General features: G+C 61.1%; 17 protein-coding genes. 7 read left to right on the forward strand and 10 right to left on the reverse strand.

What is annotated here, in order from left to right:
- Positions 1–12: 12 nt before the first annotated feature.
- From ftsH to I2H38_RS03335, 4 genes are all read right to left on the reverse strand, one after another.
- Complete coding sequence (gene ftsH / locus I2H38_RS03320; protein ID WP_196270361.1) at positions 13–1,848, reverse strand: ATP-dependent zinc metalloprotease FtsH; 1,836 nt, start codon at positions 1,846–1,848, stop codon at positions 13–15.
- Between the two features lie 88 nt (positions 1,849–1,936).
- Positions 1,937–2,782, reverse strand: coding sequence for an ABC transporter transmembrane domain-containing protein (locus I2H38_RS03325; protein WP_196270362.1), 846 nt, complete (start codon positions 2,780–2,782; stop codon positions 1,937–1,939).
- A gap of 316 nt (positions 2,783–3,098) precedes the next feature.
- Positions 3,099–3,761 (reverse strand): dienelactone hydrolase family protein, encoded by a 663-nt coding sequence (locus I2H38_RS03330; RefSeq protein ID WP_196270363.1) that lies wholly within the window; start codon positions 3,759–3,761, stop codon positions 3,099–3,101.
- Positions 3,762–3,843: 82 nt separating this feature from the next.
- Positions 3,844–4,308 carry a YbhB/YbcL family Raf kinase inhibitor-like protein gene (locus I2H38_RS03335; protein WP_196270364.1) on the reverse strand — a complete coding sequence of 155 codons (465 nt, stop codon included), beginning with the start codon at positions 4,306–4,308 and terminating at the stop codon, positions 3,844–3,846.
- 150 nt (positions 4,309–4,458) lie between these two features.
- On the opposite strand from I2H38_RS03335, the gene I2H38_RS03340 reads away from it, so the two are divergent.
- Entirely contained in the window at positions 4,459–4,956 is a 498-nt protein-coding gene (locus I2H38_RS03340) for a peptide deformylase (protein WP_229426503.1), read from the forward strand.
- A 169-nt stretch (positions 4,957–5,125) separates the two neighbouring features.
- On the opposite strand, the gene I2H38_RS03345 is transcribed toward I2H38_RS03340, so the two are convergent.
- A complete protein-coding gene (locus I2H38_RS03345; RefSeq protein WP_210324653.1) occupies positions 5,126–6,793 on the reverse strand; it encodes a bifunctional metallophosphatase/5'-nucleotidase in 1,668 nt (555 codons plus the stop codon).
- 364 nt (positions 6,794–7,157) lie between these two features.
- Between I2H38_RS03345 and ku (I2H38_RS03350) the strand changes: the two genes are divergently transcribed.
- Positions 7,158–7,964 carry a non-homologous end joining protein Ku gene (ku, locus tag I2H38_RS03350; protein ID WP_196270366.1) on the forward strand — a complete coding sequence of 269 codons (807 nt, stop codon included), beginning with the start codon at positions 7,158–7,160 and terminating at the stop codon, positions 7,962–7,964.
- 6 nt (positions 7,965–7,970) lie between these two features.
- Here the strand turns inward: ku (I2H38_RS03350) and ligD are convergent, their stop codons facing one another.
- Positions 7,971–10,478, reverse strand: coding sequence for a DNA ligase D (gene ligD, locus I2H38_RS03355; protein WP_196270367.1), 2,508 nt, complete (start codon positions 10,476–10,478; stop codon positions 7,971–7,973).
- Between the two features lie 3 nt (positions 10,479–10,481).
- On the reverse strand, positions 10,482–11,393 hold the full coding sequence (gene ku, locus I2H38_RS03360; protein WP_196270368.1) for a non-homologous end joining protein Ku: 912 nt from the start codon (positions 11,391–11,393) through the stop codon (positions 10,482–10,484).
- Between the two features lie 207 nt (positions 11,394–11,600).
- Between ku (I2H38_RS03360) and I2H38_RS03365 the strand changes: the two genes are divergently transcribed.
- Positions 11,601–11,996: a PRC-barrel domain-containing protein gene (locus I2H38_RS03365; protein WP_196270369.1), complete on the forward strand. Its 396-nt coding sequence runs from the start codon at positions 11,601–11,603 to the stop codon at positions 11,994–11,996.
- Between the two features lie 79 nt (positions 11,997–12,075).
- On the opposite strand, the gene I2H38_RS03370 is transcribed toward I2H38_RS03365, so the two are convergent.
- Positions 12,076–12,894: a DUF72 domain-containing protein gene (locus tag I2H38_RS03370; protein WP_196270370.1), complete on the reverse strand. Its 819-nt coding sequence runs from the start codon at positions 12,892–12,894 to the stop codon at positions 12,076–12,078.
- A 234-nt stretch (positions 12,895–13,128) separates the two neighbouring features.
- Here I2H38_RS03370 and I2H38_RS03375 point away from each other — a divergent pair, with 234 nt between their 5' ends.
- Positions 13,129–14,046, forward strand: a complete 918-nt coding sequence (locus I2H38_RS03375) for an alpha/beta fold hydrolase (protein ID WP_196270371.1) — start codon at positions 13,129–13,131, stop codon at positions 14,044–14,046.
- 22 nt (positions 14,047–14,068) lie between these two features.
- Here the strand turns inward: I2H38_RS03375 and I2H38_RS03380 are convergent, their stop codons facing one another.
- On the reverse strand, positions 14,069–14,608 hold the full coding sequence (locus I2H38_RS03380; protein ID WP_196270372.1) for a MarR family winged helix-turn-helix transcriptional regulator: 540 nt from the start codon (positions 14,606–14,608) through the stop codon (positions 14,069–14,071).
- Between the two features lie 92 nt (positions 14,609–14,700).
- Here I2H38_RS03380 and I2H38_RS03385 point away from each other — a divergent pair, with 92 nt between their 5' ends.
- Genes I2H38_RS03385 through I2H38_RS03395 form a run of 3 tightly spaced genes read left to right on the forward strand, consistent with a single transcriptional unit; the run spans position 14,701 to position 16,115 of the window.
- Positions 14,701–15,126 (forward strand): VOC family protein, encoded by a 426-nt coding sequence (locus I2H38_RS03385; RefSeq protein ID WP_196270373.1) that lies wholly within the window; start codon positions 14,701–14,703, stop codon positions 15,124–15,126.
- A gap of 53 nt (positions 15,127–15,179) precedes the next feature.
- A complete protein-coding gene (locus tag I2H38_RS03390) occupies positions 15,180–15,677 on the forward strand; it encodes an SRPBCC family protein (RefSeq protein ID WP_196270374.1) in 498 nt (165 codons plus the stop codon).
- A gap of 30 nt (positions 15,678–15,707) precedes the next feature.
- On the forward strand, positions 15,708–16,115 hold the full coding sequence (locus I2H38_RS03395) for a DoxX family protein (RefSeq protein WP_196270375.1): 408 nt from the start codon (positions 15,708–15,710) through the stop codon (positions 16,113–16,115).
- A 110-nt stretch (positions 16,116–16,225) separates the two neighbouring features.
- Here the strand turns inward: I2H38_RS03395 and I2H38_RS03400 are convergent, their stop codons facing one another.
- The gene (locus I2H38_RS03400; RefSeq protein WP_196270376.1) at positions 16,226–18,151 is read right to left on the reverse strand and encodes a M10 family metallopeptidase C-terminal domain-containing protein; all 1,926 of its coding nucleotides are present in this window, start codon (positions 18,149–18,151) and stop codon (positions 16,226–16,228) included.
- Positions 18,152–18,200: the final 49 nt, after the last annotated feature.

Consider the following 18,200-nt stretch of genomic DNA (forward strand, 5'->3'; position numbering starts at 1 on the left):
GCGACCGCTCGCTCACGCCGCCTTGGTGGCGACGGGCTTGCCGGTCTGCCGGAGGGCAGGAAACTCATCAGCCGTAAGCGTTTCCTGCCGCAGAAGTCGCGCCGTGCCTTCATCGAGATCGCTCATGCGTGACCGAAGGATGTCGCAGGCCCTCTCGAAGGCCTGTCCGACGATATTTCGACTCTCGATGTCGATCTCTCGCATCGTTTCCTCGGACGCGTTCGGACGGTCGATCGCATTGATGCCGAGGAAGGATTGCGGCGGCGGGGCATAGGTGCGCTGTCCGGTGGTTTTCACCATGCCGTGCCGCATCACCATCTCAAGGGCGATTTCCGTCGCCCGTTGCAGATCGTCGGCGGCTCCGGTCGATACGTCTCCCGCGAAGATGATCGATTCCGCCGCGCGCCCTCCCATGAGAACCGCGATCCGGTTCTTCAGGTCGCTCTGCGCCAAAAGAAACCGGTCCTCGGTCGGGCGCTGGATGGTATAGCCAAGCGCCCCGACGCCGCGCGGGATGATCGACACCTTGAGCACCGGATCGACGCCCGGCAGGCTCGCTGCGACGAGGGCGTGGCCCATCTCGTGATAAGCAACCCGCCGCCGCTCGGCGTCATTGAGAACGCGGCTCTTCTTCTCGATGCCCGCTACGATCCGTTCGATGGCGACAGTAAAATCATCCAGGCTGACCTCATCCGCCTTGCGCCGCGTCGCGACGATGGCAGCCTCGTTGACGAGGTTGGCAAGGTCCGCGCCCGTGAAGCCCGTGGTCAAGCCGGCGACATCATCGAGCGAGACATTGGTGGCGAGCCGGATCTTGCGGACATGAACTTGCAGGATCTCCGTGCGGCCCTTCCTGTCGGGACGGTCCATGAGAACCTGGCGGTCGAAACGGCCCGGCCTGAGGAGTGCCGGATCGAGCACCTCCGGGCGGTTGGTGGCGGCAAGCAGGATGACGCCGCTGCTTGGGTCGAAGCCGTCCAGCTCCGCGAGGAGCTGGTTCAAGGTTTGCTCTTTCTCGTCATACCCGCCCATGAGGTTGCCCGCGGCGCGGCTGCGGCCGAGGGCGTCAAGCTCGTCGATGAAGATGATGCAGGGGGCGGATTTTCGCGCCTGCTCGAAGAGGTCTCTCACCCGCGCAGCCCCCACGCCGACGAACATCTCCACGAATTCGGAGCCCGAAATCGAAAAGAATGCGACGCCCGCTTCTCCGGCGACGGCGCGAGCCATCAAGGTCTTTCCCGTGCCGGGCGGCCCCACGAGCAAGATGCCCTTGGGCGCGCGTGCGCCTAAACGGCCGAAGGATTTCGGATCTTTGAGAAAGTTGACGACCTCCTGAAGCTCGAACTTGGCCTCGGTCGCGCCCGCGACATCGGCGAAGGTGACCTTCGTATCGGTCTCCACATAGACCTTGGCTTTCGATTTCCCGATGGCCATCAAGCCGCCAAGGCCCTGCTTTTCGGCAAGGCGGCTGAAGAGAAAAGTCCACAGCAGGTAGAAGCCGAGAAGCGGCAAAACCCAGGAGAGGATCGTCGCCAGAAAGCCGCCTGACGGAGCGCCCGTCACGACGACGCCCTTGGCGGAAAGCTTGTCCGCGAGGGCAGGATCGACCCGGGCGGCGGCGAATTGGCGGCGCCCATCCGGCAAGGCTTCTTTCAAGGTGCCCGTGATGGTGTCCTGGCCGATCGTCACCCCGGTGACTTTCCCGTCGGAGACCAATTGCTCGAACTGGCTGTAGGGGATCGTTTCGACCTGCTGGTAGGTCGTCCAGAATTGCTGGATCAGGACAACGCCCATGAACGTGGCGAAGATGTACCACAGAGTCCATTGCTGCCGAGAGCTTTGATCCATTCCGCATTCCCCCGACGGTTCAAATGTCGCTGCAACGATAACGGCTCTGGTCCGCATGGGGTTGCGACAGATCAAATGGCCCGCCGGGTCATTTCGTTCCGACAGCTCGCTGCACCAAGTCGAACTTGGCCTGGTTCACCCGTAAATCTCGATACCAATTGACGAGATCGCCCCACGGGTCATTCACCTTCGCAAGGCCGGAGATGAACGCAACGACGGTTCCGATCTCCGTCTGGCCCTTCACGACGAAATAGCCGCCAAGCGCGAGAATCGTCGTGATCCCGAGCTGCGTCAGGAAATTCATGATGAAGTTCATCGAGAATTTCAGCTTGTAGACGCTGAAATTGAGCGTGAAGACGTCATCGATCCTTTGATATTGCCGGCGTTCCTCGCCCTTGCTTTCGATCATCGCGCCGCTGACTTCGCGTAACGTCGCTATCCTGGCTCGAACCCGCTTGTTGATGATGTTCTGAATGACGGGGATGACGATGATCTGGGGGAAAAGCACGGCGATGGTCACCACAGCCATGAGAGGCTGCAGATAAACCAGATAGGCCATGACGCTGACGAGAATTCCGCCCTGGAGGACAGGCTCGGAAACGCTCAAGCCGACAAAGCTGCCGACAGGGTCCGCCTCTGCCAGGACGATGGAAATCTCAACACCCTTGGCTTGCGCTCCGCGCGAGGGGGAGCCTCGGCTCACGATGCCAAAGATCGTCGCCCGCAACCATCGCACCGCATTCTCGCTGACCCAGCCACGATAGATGTTCAGGCCAAGTTTCAGGAGCCCTTCGGTCAGGGCAAGGCAGAGATACGCGGCGCTGAGGAGCGCAATCGGGCCAAAACGCCCGCCTGTGAAGGCGTCGTTGACGATGCGGCGCTGCAATTCGAGCGGAGCGGTACTGACCAGAAATACGACAATCGACAGGAGCACGAGCCAGATCTGGTCGCGTCTGCTGACCCGGTCGATGAGCCTTCCGAGCGTTCGTGGAAAGGGAGCTCGTTGAGCCGGAGGTACTGTGTCGTGCTCATGCCGCACAGAAGGTTACTCCCGACCTCGACCTCGCCTGCGATCGCTGCGCCGGCGGTTCATGCCGAGGGTGCGATGTCTGTGCTGGCCTGGCAGCGGATCTTTCCATTCCGAGGGTATCCCGTCGAATGTCGGATCGAGTTCAGTCCACTCAAGCCCTGGATTCGGCCTGAGGCGTTGATGAGAGTCAATCGCCGAGAACTCTCGTGCTCGCCGCCTCTCAAGACAACGCGCCGGGAACTTTGCGTGCGAGATGTCTCAGGAACCAATTCGATGCGGCGATGACGACTTGTTCCAACGTCCCTGGCTCCTCGAAGAGATGGGTCGCCCTGGGCACGACGATCAGGCTCGTTTCGCCGACCATCTGGCTTTGCGCGGCGCGGTTCAGCTCCAGCACGTCGTAATCCTCCCCGCCGACGATCAGAAGCGTTGGAGCCTGGACGCGCTCCAAGGCAGGGCCCGCGAGATCCGGTCGCCCGCCGCGCGAGACGACGGCCGCGACCAGATCCGGCGCATCGGCCGCGGCGACAAGCGCCGCCGCGGCCCCGGTGCTCGCTCCGAAAAGTCCGATCGGAAGAGCTTTCAGATCAGCCTGTCTTTCCGTCCAGCGCAGGACCTGGAGAACGCGGCCTCCCAGCAGCGGGATGTCGAAGACATTCCGGCGATCCAGCGACTCCATATCTGTGAGGAGGTCAAAGAGCAGCGTCGCAAGGCCGTGATCGTTCAATTGCCTCGCGACAAGGGTGTTGCGCGGGCTCAAGCGGCTCGATCCGCTCCCATGTGCGAACACGATGAGACCGATCGCTTCTCGCGGCAAGATCAGCGTACCCGGCAAGTCCAGGTCGCCGACGAGTACCTCTCTGACAAAATGCGAACGAGCCATGGTGAACACTATCTCCATGGCCTGTATGGGTTTTGATATTCCTCAACGGGAGAGCCATTCGGCGGCTCGGCTTTGTTGCTGCTCAGCCCCCATGGCGACCGTATCGGCCGATCAGTTCAGCCGAGGCGATGACATAGGGCTTCGCCATCGCGAGGATCTGAGGGCCCCTTGTCCTGGCTGGAACGTCGTTGAGAAGGCGATCCAAGGCGCTGAGTCTGAAACGATAGGCGTGCGGCCCGTCTCCGCGAGGAGGGCAGGGACCACCATAACCCATTCGCCCGAAATCGTTGGCAGCCTGCTGAAACCTGCCTCCCTGGCGGAATCCGATGCCTTCGGTCAGGCCGTGGAGATCCGGCGGGATGTTGAACGCGACCCAATGACAGAAGACCCCATGGGGAGCGTCGGGATCGTCACACGACAGGAGCAGTGACACGGTGCCAGGAGGAACGCCCGTCCAATCCAAGGGCGGCGATAGATCGTCGCCGTCGCAGGTATATGTCTGCGGGATCGGACCGTTTTCGAGGAACGCCGAGCTCGTCAGCTTCATTCCCATGGCCGCGCCCCTCCCTGAATGGGAAAGAATTAGCATTCGGGTCGGACCGCCGGCTGATAATTGTCAACGTGATCTTCCAGCAAGAAGCAACGCGCGAACCGGAAGCCTATGCTAGCTGTGGTGTCGCGTTTGAGGAGACAGTGCTTGGCATTACGTCAGATCGTTCGTTATCCCGATCCCCGGTTGCGCCAGCGCGCGGAAGCCATCAGCGTCTTCGATGATGCGCTTCGGGCGCTTACGACGGACCTGTTGGATACGATGCTGGCAGCGCCCGGTGTCGGCATCACCGCTCCGCATGTGGGAGTTCTTGCGCGGCTTGTCGTGATCCAGATCGAGCCCGGGACAGAGCCGCGCATCTATGCAAACCCACAGGTGGTTTGGTCATCTCCGGAGATCATTCGGCATGTTGAGGGGAGCGTCTCAATGCCCGGTGTCACCGAGGAACTTGAGCGGCCTGCGCGTGTGCGGGTGAGCTATCGCGACCTCGACGGAATTGAACATGAGGAGGAGGCCGAGGGCTTCCTGGCTGTGTGCCTGCAGCACGAGATTGATCAGCTCGATGGGATCTTCTGGATCGACCGGCTCTCGCGGCTCAAGCGCGACCGCGTCATCAAGCGTTTCGAGAAGCTTCAGCGGAGGTAGCGGCCTGCTGGACTTCGATAGGAGCGCGCCCTGCTGCAGGATGGAAAATGGCCGGGACGAACCCGGCCATGAGGCGATGCCACGGATAGCGCGACATCGGTTCCTGTCGCGCAAGCCGGGGCGCTCAGTGTGTCCCCGGCTTGCGCATGTTGGAGCCCGAGGATGAGCCTCAGTTCAAGCGCGTAATGCGATCCAGCTTCACGGGTTCGATAGGGCTGTTGCCGGCGAAATAGGCAGCGAACGCATCGATGTCGAAGAGACCGTAGAGCGGGTTCTTGCCTTCCTTGAGCACGGAGAAACCGTCGCCGCCGTCGGCCAGGAAGTTGTTGATCGTCACCCGGTAGCTCGCCTCCATCGAGAGCGGCTTGCCGTTCAGCTTCACGCTATCCGCGAGGACACGGTCGCCGACAGGGCGAGCATTGTCCCAGCTGTAGGTGAAGCCCTTCGACACATGCAGAATGCGGGGCTTCGGCTGGTTGATCCACTGCTGTTCCAGCATGGTCTTGATCTGCGCGCCGGTGAGATCGACGGTGACCAGGGAGTTGGCGAAGGGTTGGACCGCGAACAGCCCGGCATAGGTGACCTTGCCCTCGTCCTTCATGGGAAGGTCCGTCCGGACGCCGCCGGGATTCATGAAGGCGATCAGCGCTTGGCCATCCCTCTCCGTGGCCGTCGCAGCCAGCTGCGAATCCGCGATCAGATTGCCCAGGGTGGTCTCGCCCGACGGGCTTTCGTCCTTGGTCAAGGCAGCGGACATGCGTCCGACCACGCGGTTCGCGAGGGGAGCCGCAACCTTCTGGTATTCCTCGATCAGCTTGGTCTGCTCGGGATCCTTGGCATAGACGGCGGTATCCACGATCACGTTGTCGGCCTTGGCCTGAACGAGGTCGCGGGTTTTGCGGTCGATCTTCAGGTCGATATTGGTGACGACCGAGCCGAACTTGTCGCCGCTCGTGACGAGACGCCCGTCGATCTGGCAGTTATAGGCCTTGTGTGTGTGGCCGCTGATGACGAGATCGACGGCTTTGTCGAGCTTCTTGACGATACCGACGATGGGGCCGGAAATGCCCGGGCACTCGTTGTAATCACCGGTCGGGAAGCCGCCTTCGTGGATCAGCACGACGATGGTTTCAATCCCCTGGGCGCGGATCTGCGGTACCAGGGCGTTCACGGTTTCCGCCTCGTCCTGGAATTTCAGCCCGGCCACGCCCGACGGCATGACGATGCCGGGGGTGTCCTTCAGGGTCAGGCCGATGAAGGCCACCGGAACACCCTCGAATTCCTTGACGTAGTAGGGCGGAAGGACCGTCTTTCCTGTGGCGGTATCGAAAGTGCTGGCCGCCAGGTACTTGTATTTCGCGCCACCGAACGGGCGCGGACCGGCGCAGCCGTCCTTCGGGTGGCAGCCGCCGTTCTGCATCCGGAGCAATTCGTCCTTGCCCTCGTCGAACTCGTGGTTGCCGACGGCCGAAGCCTCGAGCCCCATGAGCGACAGGGATTCCACGGTCGGCTCGTCGTGGAAGAGGGCCGACAGAAGTGGACTTGCGCCGATCAGGTCGCCCGCGGCGACGAAAATCGAATTCTTGTTGCCGCTCTTGAGCTGCTTGACGAGGGTCGCCATGGCCTCGGAGCCGCCCGCAGGCACGGTGATCTGCTTGGACGGATCCTTCGGGTCGCGGATCTTGATGCCGCCGGCCGGAAGGAGGTTGCCGTGAAAGTCATTGATCGCAAGAATTCGCACATCAATGGGACCGGCCGCATCCTGCGCATGGGCCGCGCCCGCGACGCCGAACAATGCAAGCTGGGCCGTCATGGCCAGCATGGATAGACGTTTCATGGAAGTCTGCCCCTTCGGAAGGTTTGTTCGTTAGAGAACGCTATAATAGCACAAATACCTTAGGCTATTTGCCCGCGTCGTGAGAAGGGGCCTTCAAAACCGTAGGTCCGCTGTTTTGTCCAGCGCGGGAAGGCGTGTGGCGCAGGGAAGAACGTGCGGTAATGCAGCAGGCGCGCTGCGTCCGCCGTGGCGGCAACTCCGTCCACCGCACCGGAAGCACAGTTCCATGCCCTTACGGAAATAGTTGAGGGCGCACTTGCTGGCGGGTGATTGCGGGTATTCTCAAAAGGAACCAGCGAACAAAACCTTTGTTGATCCCCGGTGAACCACCTTCCTGGGGGCGTGAGCCTCGAAGGATAGCGCCATGGCACCTCGTTCCTTCTGGAAAGGCTATCTGAAGCTGTCTCTCGTGACCTGTCCGGTTGCGATGGTCCCGGCGATTACAGAGGGCGAGAAGGTTCGGTTCCACACATTGAACCGTGCGACGGGCCATCGCGTCGAGACCGCCTATGTCGATCCGGGTACAGGCGAGCGCGTCGAAAAGGACGACGAGGTCAAGGGGTATCAGAGCGGAGAGGGCGAGTACGTCCTTCTGGAAGACGAAGAACTTGAGTCCGTCGCTCTCGAGAGCGCACGGACTATCGACATCGACATGTTCGTTCCGAAGGATTCGATCGGATCGATTTGGTATGATCGACCTCACTATCTCGTGCCGGACGATCCTGTCGGAGAGGAGGCTTTCTCCGTCATTCGCGACGCGATGGAAGCGACGGAGATGGTGGGCATCTCGCGACTGGTTCTCTATCGCCGGGAACGGGCCGTCATGCTTGAGCCGCGCGATCGCGGCATCGTGCTCTGGACCTTGCGCTACGGTGACGAGGTTCGCGATCCCGAGCCCTATTTCGGGCATATTGGGGCCGAGAAAGTCGATCCCCAATTGATGTCTCTGGTTTCAGCGCTGATCGACGAACGGAGGCGAGCCTGGAGCGCCGACATGGTGAGCGACCCCGTCCAGGAGAGCCTGCTCGCGCTCATTGCATCAAAGAAAAGGGGCAAACGTCCGCAAAAGGCGAAGGGCGCGCCGGAGCGCCCGAGCAATGTCATCAACATCATGGATGCCCTGCGAAGGAGCCTCGCGTCCGAGGAGAAGCGGCCCAAGGGCCGGAACTAGCCGCTGCTACGCGGCTCTTTTGCGTCGCGCGGGCTGCCTCGGAAGCGGGACAGCCGCGTGCCAAAAGTCGGCCCATGGATCGGCTGCGAGATGGGAAAGGCGGATGGCCGCGTTGTTCACGGTGAAATAAGCAGGCCCCAATCCGCCACCAAGCTCATTCCATGCGAGCGGCATCGATACCGGCGCTCCGGGACGGGCACGGGTGGAATAAGGCGCAACAGCGGTGGCACCGCGCCCATTACGAAGATAGTCGACGAGAATCCGTCCCTTTCGTTTCAATTTGGTTGTCTTGGCGACGAAACGTTCGGGGCTGTCGGACGCCATCGCGTCGGCAATACTTTTCGTGAAAGCCTTCACCTCGTCCCATTGCGCACCCTGCTTGAGGGGGGCAACCACGTGCAATCCTTTGCCGCCGGAGGTCTTGACGAAGCTCGTCAATCCGCAAGCCGCGAGCCGGTTGCGCACTTCGGTCGCGGCACTGATGACGCTGTCCCACGGCACGCTTTCGTCGGGATCGAGATCCATGATGATCATGTCGGGTTGTTCGAGGGCTGCCATCGTCGAGCCCCACGGGTGAATTTCAAGAACGCCGGCCTGAACAAGGCTGATCAACCCGTCCAGGTCGTCGATCGTGATGATCGGCTCCTTGCTCGTGTCCTTTGGATCGTGGGCGAGTTTGATGTGGCGGCTTAGCCCTTTCCACGCGTGCTTCTGAAAGAAACATAGTCCCGCAATTCCGTCCGGACAGCGCACGAGAGCGAGCGGGCGCCCCACGACAAAGGGGGCCATCCGTTGCCAGACATCGGCATAGTAATCCGCAAGCCCTTCCTTGGTCACACCTGCGTCCGGCCAGTAGAGACGATCCTGATGAGTGAGTTTGACCGGTGATTTCAACTTGGTGCTCGCGACGTTTCGGGCGGTTTCACGAACAATTTCACGCGCCGGCTTATCCTCCCGCAGACCTCTAAAGGACGCATGTCGAAGGTTGCCGTCTGCCGTCCAGCCGCGGACCTCGATCTCTGCAACCACCTCTGGCTTGACGTAGCGCACGTGGCGCGCCGCCTCCGCGTCGAGGCGGCGTATGAAAGGGCTCTCAGGGGTTCGGATACGTTCCAGCCGTTCGTAGAGATCCTGCGCGACGGCCGCGGTGTAACCAGTGCCGACGCGACCGACAGGGACAAGCTCATCGCCCTCATAATATCCCAGGACCAGCGAACCGATGGCCTTGCGCGAGGTTGTGGATGGAACGAACCCGCACACCACGAATTCCTGGCTTTCCGAACATTTGGATTTGACCCAGCTCTTGTTTCGGCCGGAACGATAGGGCGCGTCACGCAGCTTTGAAACGACGCCTTCCAGACTGAGACGGCAAGCGTGCTGCAAGACCACGTCGCCGTCCTGCTCGAAATGCGCGCTATAGCGAAGGGGCCCGCCGCCATCAGCGAGGAGTTGGCTCAAACCGTCCTTGCGCGAAATCAGCGGCACCGCGCGAAGATCGTAACCGTCGAGATACAGAAGATCGAAAGCGTAGAAGACGAACCGGTCGGTCCGGCCCTCGCTCAGGTCCGATTGGAGGGATGAAAAGTCAGACGCGCCGTTTTCATTCTCGACGACGAGCTCCCCGTCGATCAGGGCCGTGTCGAGCGGAAGAGCCTTGAAGGCGGAGGCAAGGCGCTCGCCGAATTTGGCGCTCCAGTCCAGCCCGCTCCGCGTGAGGAGTTTTACGCGCCTGCCATCGATGCGGACTTGTAGCCGGTAACCATCGAATTTGATCTCATGGATCCAGCGAGCCCCGTCGGGAGGCTTGCCGGTCAACGTGGCCAAGCTAGGTTCAACGAAACCGGGAATAGCTGCTTTGCGCGCTCCCTTCAGCTTCGACGGCTCAGGCTTCGCGGGCCCGGCACTCTCCTGAATGATCTTTCCCGATTTCGAGGACCAGCCAGGTGGTTCCCCCGCGACATCCTCGATGAGGCGTCCGGTTTTGGCGGATTCCGGCCGCTCGACAAGAATATCAGGCGCATTCTCGGGCCGGGCTTCATCATCGTCACCTTTGATCAGGAGCCAGTTCTCCCGCTTTTCGCGCGGCTTTCCGCGAATTCGCACCAGATGCCACCGGCCTTTGAGCTTTTCACCGTTCAACTCAAAGTCCAGGTGGCCCTTGGCGTATCCTTTATGCGCATCTCCAATGGGATTCCATTGCCCGCGGTCCCACACGATCACAGTTCCGCCGCCATATTCACCCTTCGGGATCGTGCCTTCAAAGTCTCCATATTCCAGGGGGTGATCCTCGACGTGGACAGCGAGGCGTTTCTCCCCAGGAAACAGACTCGGCCCTCGCGTCACGGCCCAGCTCTTGAGGACGCCGTCCATTTCCAGCCGCAGATCGTAGTGTAGGCGACGGGCGGCGTGTTTCTGGATGACGAAGCTGTGTCCGGGCGAGGGGGCTTTCGACGCACCGGGCGGCTCAGAGGTCCGTTTGAAGTCCCGCTTCTCGCGATAGGTCTCGAGCACCATGGGTCAGCCCGCCTTTCGGCGGTGCGATGCGGCACTTGATGCCCTCTTCCTGGCTGTGGACTTCGCCTTGCCGGCAGGCCCTTTATCGCGGCTTGAGCTGGATCCGCTGCTCCGTTTGCCTGCGCTTCTTCGTGTCGGCGTTCCAACGCCAGCGCTTTGCCTCAGCGCTTCCATCAGATCGATGGCCTTTTTGGCAGGAGCGGCCTTGCGGGCCTGAATGGGCTTACCCTCAAGTTTTGCGCGGACCAGTTCGGTCAGGGCGGCTTCGTAGCGATCCTTGAATTCCTTGGGATCAAACGTCCCGCGTTTGGTGTCGATGATGTGCTTCGCGAGATCGAGCATCTCGCCCTTCGTCTTGATCTCGGGGATCCCGTCAAACGCATCCTTCGCCGAGCGAACCTGGTAGTTGAAGTTAAGAGTGGTCGCGATCAGGCCTGCGCCGTACGATCTGATCAGAACCGTCCGCACGCGGCGAAAGAGAACAGCCCGCGCAATGGCCGCAACGTCCTTCGCGCGCATGCCTTCGCGAACCAGGGCAAATGCCTGCTCGGCAAGATCGGTTGTCGGCGCGAGGTAATAGGGTCGATCGAAATAGACATCATCGATGTCACGGCATGCCACGAATGCCTCGACGGCGAGGGTCTTGTCGCTCTCCGGTATGACCGCAGCGATTTCATCGGGTTCGACGATCACGTACTCGCCGTTGCCAATCTCATATCCCTTGACCTGGTCCTCTGGAGCGACTGCCTTTCCTGTCTCCGCGTCGACGAACTGACGTTGAACCCGGTGGCCGGTTTCACGATTGAGGACATGAAATGCCATGCGTTCAGACGTGGACGCGGCCGTGTAAAGCGCGACCGGGCACGCAAGCTCGGCAATTTTGAGAAAACCCTTCCAGTTAGCCCGAGGCACCACGGCAGGAACTCCCCCTGATGCGAGATCAACTCAACCTGACAGTCTGCGTTCCATGAGGGACGAGTTGCGGCGACTTCCGTGAATGGGTGGCGACTGCAATAGCTTTAGGGCCTCTCCGGTGGGGGACGGATCCCAGACATCGCGGATGGTGACAGTCGGAACCGACGTCGGCCTCGCGCATTCACCGTTCTCTGTGAGGAGGAAAAAATGCGCCGTTTCCTGATCGCGTTTGCTGCTACGTCGATGTTCGCCGGTGCCGCTGCCGCCCAAACTGCGGTGACAATCACGCCCGAGATCTTTGCAAAAGCTCAGCCGACCGATGTGCTAAGCCACAACCTCATCGGGCTCAACATCGTCAACGACGGGAACCAGACGATTGGCGAGATCAAGGACCTGATCCTTTCACAGGGACAACTCGGCGGCTACATCGTGTCCGTGGGAGGCTTTTTGGGGCTAGGCGAGCACTATGTCATCGTCCGGCCGAGCGCGGTGAAGGTCCTCTACGTCGAGAACGACAACAAATGGAAAGCCGTCATGAACGCGACGAAAGATCAGCTCAAGGCGGCGCCGGAGTTCAAGTACGAAGGACGCTGGAAGCGGTGACGCCATTAAATTCGGCCGGCGACGCTTTTCGTCCCCGACGGCATCAGTCTCGATCGTGCAGGAGTGCTGAGCCTTGGGTTCAGTCAGCGTGACTTAGGCGCTCAATCATCGCCATGGCCGCAGCCGGATTGCGCGCCTTGAAGCCGCTGATGACGTAGATAAACACATCGCGCTGGATGGCTGGCCCCGCCGGATGGGGTAGGACTTCGTCGAGCCCCTCGGGTGTGCCGCCCGATGCCCAGATGCGGGCCCGTTTCACCCAGGCGTCCGTCGCATTGTTCGAATAGCCTGCGTCCTCCGCCTCGGTGCTCCCCATGATGCGCGCATATACGAAAGGGGCCGTGAGGTCGGCGATCTGCGGATAGTCGCTGTCGGCGGCAATGACGATGGCGACGCCGTGCTCGCGGACAAGCGCGATGAATTCCGGTGACCGGAAGCTGTCATGCCGAACCTCGACCGCGTGACGGATCGTGCGTCCTTCAACGCTCTTGGGCAGAAGCTTCAGGAAGCCTTCGAAATCATTCGGGTCGAACTTCTTGGTCGGCATGAATTGCCAGTTGATCGGGCCAAGCTTGTCCTTCAACTCCATCACGCCGCTGGAGAAGAAGCGCGCGATGGACTCTCCCGCCTCGGAGAGAACCCGCCGATTGGTGGTGAATCGCGGCCCTTTCAGTGCGAACACGAAATCGTCGGGCGTCTCCGCATGCCATTTCGCGAAGCTTTCCGGCTTCTGCGATCCGTAATAGGTGCCATTGATCTCGATGGAGGTGAGCTTCCGGCTCGCGTATTCCAGCTCTCGTTTCTGGGCGAGACCTTCAGGATAGAAGGTGCCTCTCCACGGCTCGTAGGTCCATCCGCCGATCCCGACACGGATGCGCGGCTTTGCGTCATGCGGCACGTTCGAATTCCCCTCAGACCTGATCGGTTGCGTTGACCCGCATTTAGAGCGCCTTGCCGGTAAGGCACGGCGTCTCCTTTCAATTCAGCGGCTCAAGCTATCATAAAAAGCAGTCTTAGCGCTCTCACGGAAAATCTCTGCTTCCTTGGCGTTGGGTGTCGCCGCCCCATATCCACCCGGTGCCAAGAGGCTCCAGGAGGCGCGCTGCCCTCCCGATACCGGAGGAGGTGAGAGATGCTTCGGTTTGTACTCGGCACTATCGGTGCCCTTGGGTTGACGCTGCCCGTCGCAGCGCAAGTCCAGCCGTTCCCGGCGGGCTTCCGCACGCAGGAAATACCGACGAACGGCACCACTCTCCATGTCCGTGTCGGCGGCCAGGGGCCGGCGGTCGTGCTCCTTCATGGCTATGGCGAGACGGGCGACATGTGGGCGCCGCTGGCGGCGGAGCTTTCGCGCGATCATACCGTCGTCACCCCCGACTTGCGCGGGATGGGGCTCTCGTCCCGTCCAGAGGGTGGCTACGACAAGAAAACGCAAGGCCGGGACATCGCGGGGCTGCTCGATGCGCTGAAGATCGAGAAGGCGGACCTCGTCACGCACGATATAGGCAACATGGTCGGCTATGCCTTCGCGGCGCAATATCCGGCGCGGGTCACGCGTTTCGTCATCATGGACGCGCCCCTGCCGGGCATCGGCCCGTGGGACGACATCGTGCGCAGCCGGGCGTTGTGGCATTTCTCTTTCCAGGGACCCGACGCCGAGCGGCTGGTCGCCGGTCGCGAGCGGATCTATCTCGACCGCTTCTGGAACGAGTTCTCTGCCGATCCGAAGAATTTCGGCGAAGCCGCCCGCGAACACTACGCCAAGCTCTATGCGCAGCCGGGAGCCATGCATGCTGGCTTCAACCAGTTCGCCGCCTTCGATCAGGATGCAGTCGATAACAAGGCGTTCGTGGCAAACGCCAAACTGACGATGCCGGTTCTCGCCATCGGCGGCGAAAAGTCCTTCGGGCCGACCATGGCGGTGGTCATGCGGGCTGCCGCGACCGACGTCACGGAAAAGGTGATCCCCAATGCTGGGCACTGGCTGATGGAAGAACAACCCGCAGCCACAATTGCCGCTATCCGGGCTTTTCTTGATCAGGGCCGGTGATGCCGGAACGCTCCCCGCACCCTCACTTATCGGCTCCCGTCCCGCCAGCCTCGGCTGAGAGGCTGAGCGCGAGCTTGCGCAGGAGCCCGGCAAGTTGCCGCCGCTCGACGTCGCTAAGCGCTCCGATGAGCTTGCGTTCGAGGGCCATATCCTCCCGCAACGCAGCCTCCGCGCGTTCTCGCCCGAGCTCGGTCAGCTCGACAAGCAGGCTGCGCCTGTCGGTTTCGGCCGGGCGGCGGCGCACGAGCCCCGCGGCCTCGAGCCGGGAGAGCCGGTCGGTCAGGCCGCCGGAGGAAATCATCAGCGTGCGGTAGAGCTCAGTCGGTGTCAGGCGGAAAGGCGGACCAGATCGGCGTAGCGTCGAGAGCACGTCGAATTCACCGGCGTCGAGGCCGTGGCGTGCGAATACGGCCTCAATCGCAGGCCGCAGATGCAGCGTGATCCGGCGCGCCCGGCCAATGATCGTCATGCCCTCCGTATCCACGTCGGGTAGTTCCTTCGCCCATTGAGCCGTGAGTCGGTCGATATGGTCCGATGGCAGGTCCTCCGCCTCGATTTTCATGTCGGTGTCTCCTTGATTTTTGCATCATGCAATTATCTTGACGTCGAGACAATGCGAACTATTATCTTGATGTCGAGGTAAATGAGGTTCCCATGACCCAGACATCATTGCCGCCTTTCGCGCTGACCGGGCTGGACCATGTCGTGTTTCGCTCCGCCGCCAGCGAGCGCCTTGTTGCCTTCTATCGGGACGTGCTCGGCTGCGCCCTTGAGCGGGAGCAGCCTCAACTCGGCCTGATCCAGCTCAGGGCCGGGCGCTCGCTGATCGATATAGTCTCCGTTGATGGCCCCCTGGGTCGCGCCGGCGGGAGAGCGCCCGGCACGGAGGGCCGGAACGTCGATCACATCTGTCTCGGTGTGCGTCCGTTCGACGAGGCCGCGTTGCGGGCGCACTTTGCGCACCATGGCATTTCGATTGACAGCGCGGGTCCTCGTTATGGCGCGGAAGGTGAGGGGCAATCGCTCTACATCCGCGATCCCGATGGCAATACAGTCGAGATCAAGGGATCCGCCACGTGAGCTAAACCGCGCCGATCGCATACAGCCTGGAATATCAAACCCGGAGAAGTCGAATGCCCGCATCAGCCGAAGCTGCTCCAACCACGGATCGCGAGTTGGTGTTGACCCGCATCATCGATGCGCCGCGCGAGAAGGTGTTCAGGGTGTGGACCGATCCCGAGCTCCTCAAGCAATGGTTTGCCCCGCGCCCCTACACCACGCCTGTCGCGGAGATGGATGTTCGGTCAGGAGGCGCGAGCCTGATCGTGATGCGTGACCCCGACGGCAACGATATGACGAACCGCGGCGTCTATCTCGACGTCGTCGAGAACGAGCGCATCGTCTTTACCGATGCCTACACCAAGGCCTGGGAGCCGTCGGAAAAGCCGTTCATGACAGTGATCGCGACTTTCGAGGATGTCGGCGGCGACAAGACGAGATACACCGCCCGCGTCCACCACTGGACTGTCGCCGACCGCGAGATGCACGAGAAGATGGGCTTCCACGAAGGCTGGGGCCAATGCGCCGATCAAATGGCCGAAGTCGTCGGCAAGCTCAACGCCGATGCGTGAGCGCGTGAAGGGGAGGGCGAGAGCATGCACATGAACATCGCAGTGAAAGAGAGCTCCACATCGCAAATCGCCCTGTGGAGCGGACGTGCCTTGAGCGGCCTCGTCGTGATATTCCTCGCGTTCGACGCGGGTATGAAGATCATTTCCCTGCCGATCGTCGCAGAAACGTCCGTGCAATTGGGGTGGCCCGCGCATTTGGGCGTGACCCTCGGCATTCTTCTGCTGGGCTGCACGCTCCTCTACGCGTTTCCGCGCACCGCAATTCTCGGCGCGGTCCTGTTGACGGCCTATCTCGGCGGCGCGGTCGCAACCCATGTCCGCATCGAGAACCCGCTCTTCACGCACGTTCTGTTTGGCGTCTATGTCGGGGCGGCCTTGTGGGGCGGGCTCTATCTACGCGATGAAAAACTGCGGTCGCTCATTCCCTGGCGGCGCTGAGCGCCGCCAGGTCGGAGACCGAAATCGTCATTGCAACTGAGGAGCCCGGATGAACCCGACCATCGCGCGAGACACCCCAATCGCATATCAGTTGCTTGGGCTGAGTTCGCTCAGATCACGCGGAAATCATCGGCGGAGAGCGCAAGTTTTACTTTGAGGGTCGCAATCTTGATCTGCGCAGTCTTGCCTGTCCCATCCGCGTCATAATAGAGGGCGCCAGTCGCCTCATTGTAAATGATGCGATCAGTGGCGTCATGCGCCGCCGTGCCTTTGAAAAACATGCCCTTGGCAAACTTCCCTGGCATCGGAAGTGAGCCCTTGCCAACTTTGAAGTACTTGTTTTCAAGCCAGATCGTGTCGTCTTTCACATTGAAGTCGGTGATTTTGTCCACATTGCTTTTGACGTGAGGCTTCATGTCGAACACAAACACGTCCTTACCTGCGTTGCCGGTGAGCACATCATTGCCGCTTCCGCCGACGAGCAGGTCATCGCCTTCGCCGGCTATCAGGGTATCATTGCCCGCATCGCCATAGATCTGATTGGAGAAAGCATCGCCTGTCAGAAGGTCCTTGCCCGCCCCGCCATTCAGCGTGTCTTTAAGCACAGTGTCGCGGCTCATCTGGCTTGCGGCGAGATTGATCGTGTAGGGTACAGTCCAGGTTTGAGCCCCCTCGGTGAGCGTCACCGTCGCCGCCTTTGTTCCCGCCGCAGCATAGACGTGGCTGAAGCTCACGCTGCTGAGAGCGGGTAGTGCGGTGTTGATGTCGCCATCGCCCCAAGCGACCGCGACCTGCGACGCTGCGCCGACCCCGAGCTTCAGTTCGATGCTGCGTCCATCGAGGATAGCTTGCCGTTTCGAGGTATCTGTAGGAGCCAGATAGATGTCATTCTCGAAATTATCGTCTCCGGCCGAGAGTTGCCCGTCGCCATTGAAGACGACATAGCGCCCGTCAGCACTGATGTGGGGATTGACGCTCGTGCCAAACCCCTGCGAACCGTCGGACTTGGTCGAAAAGCGGGTGAGGGTCTTGGTCTGCAAGTCCCTCAGGTAAATGTCGGTTCTAACGTCTGTGTCAGCCGGCACCAACGCAGCGCCGCTTTCAAATACCACGTAGCGCCCGTCGGCACTGATGTGAGGATTGAAGCTGTGGTTGTCTGCCTGTGAGCCGTCGGCTTTGGTCGAGATGCGCGTAAGGGCTTTGGTCTGCAGATCCTGAAGGTAAATGTCACGAATGAGATCGGTGTCCGTCGCCACCAATCGATTGGTCGTCTCGAATACCATGTAGCGCCCGTTCGGGGTGATCTGCGCTTTCGCGCCGTCTCCGAGGCGGCCCTGGGTGTTGGACAGCAGGTCTTTCGAGTAAATGCTCGCGCCGGTATCGAAAACCACATAGCGCCCGTCCGGGCTGATCTGCGCGTTTTTGCTATCTAAGCCGGTGGAGACCTGGGTGAGGGTATTCGTCCGCAAGTCCTTCAGATAGATGCTAGAGAGGCTATCGGTGTCTGTCGCTGCGAGCCGGGCGGTGGTCTCGAACACCACGTACCGTCCGTCTGCACTGATGCTGGCATTGGTGCCGGTCTTGCTGCCGCTGCTGCCGTTGTGCTGGGAGCCGTCGGACTTGGTCGAAATACGGGTGATGGCGTTGGTCAGCAGGTCCTTCAGATAGATGTCGGTGGAGGTGTCGGTATCCCCCGCCACGAGTTGGGCGCTGGACTCGAACACCGCGTAGCGCCCATCAGGAGTGATCTGAGGGTGGAAGCTCATGCCGGAGCCGAAGCCGACCTGAGAGCCATCAGCCATTGTTGAGACGAGGGTGAGGGTATTGGCTTGCCGGTCCCGGAGGTAGATGTCGGATACGGCGTTATTATCCCCGGTCACGAGTCCGGCCTTGCTCTCGAATATCACGTAGCGGCCGTCCGGGCTGATCTTAGCGTTGATGCTGCCGGCTTCGGCGGACGAGCCGTCCGCCCTGTTCGAAACGCGGGCGAGGATTTCGGACCGGCGGAACGATTGCAGGGTAAGGGCGAAGGGCATCTCAAGCTCGGCGTTAATTGAATGATACAACGTATGATATATCGTTAAC

The organism is Microvirga alba (assembly GCF_015694465.1).
GTDB lineage: Bacteria > Pseudomonadota > Alphaproteobacteria > Rhizobiales > Beijerinckiaceae > Microvirga > Microvirga alba.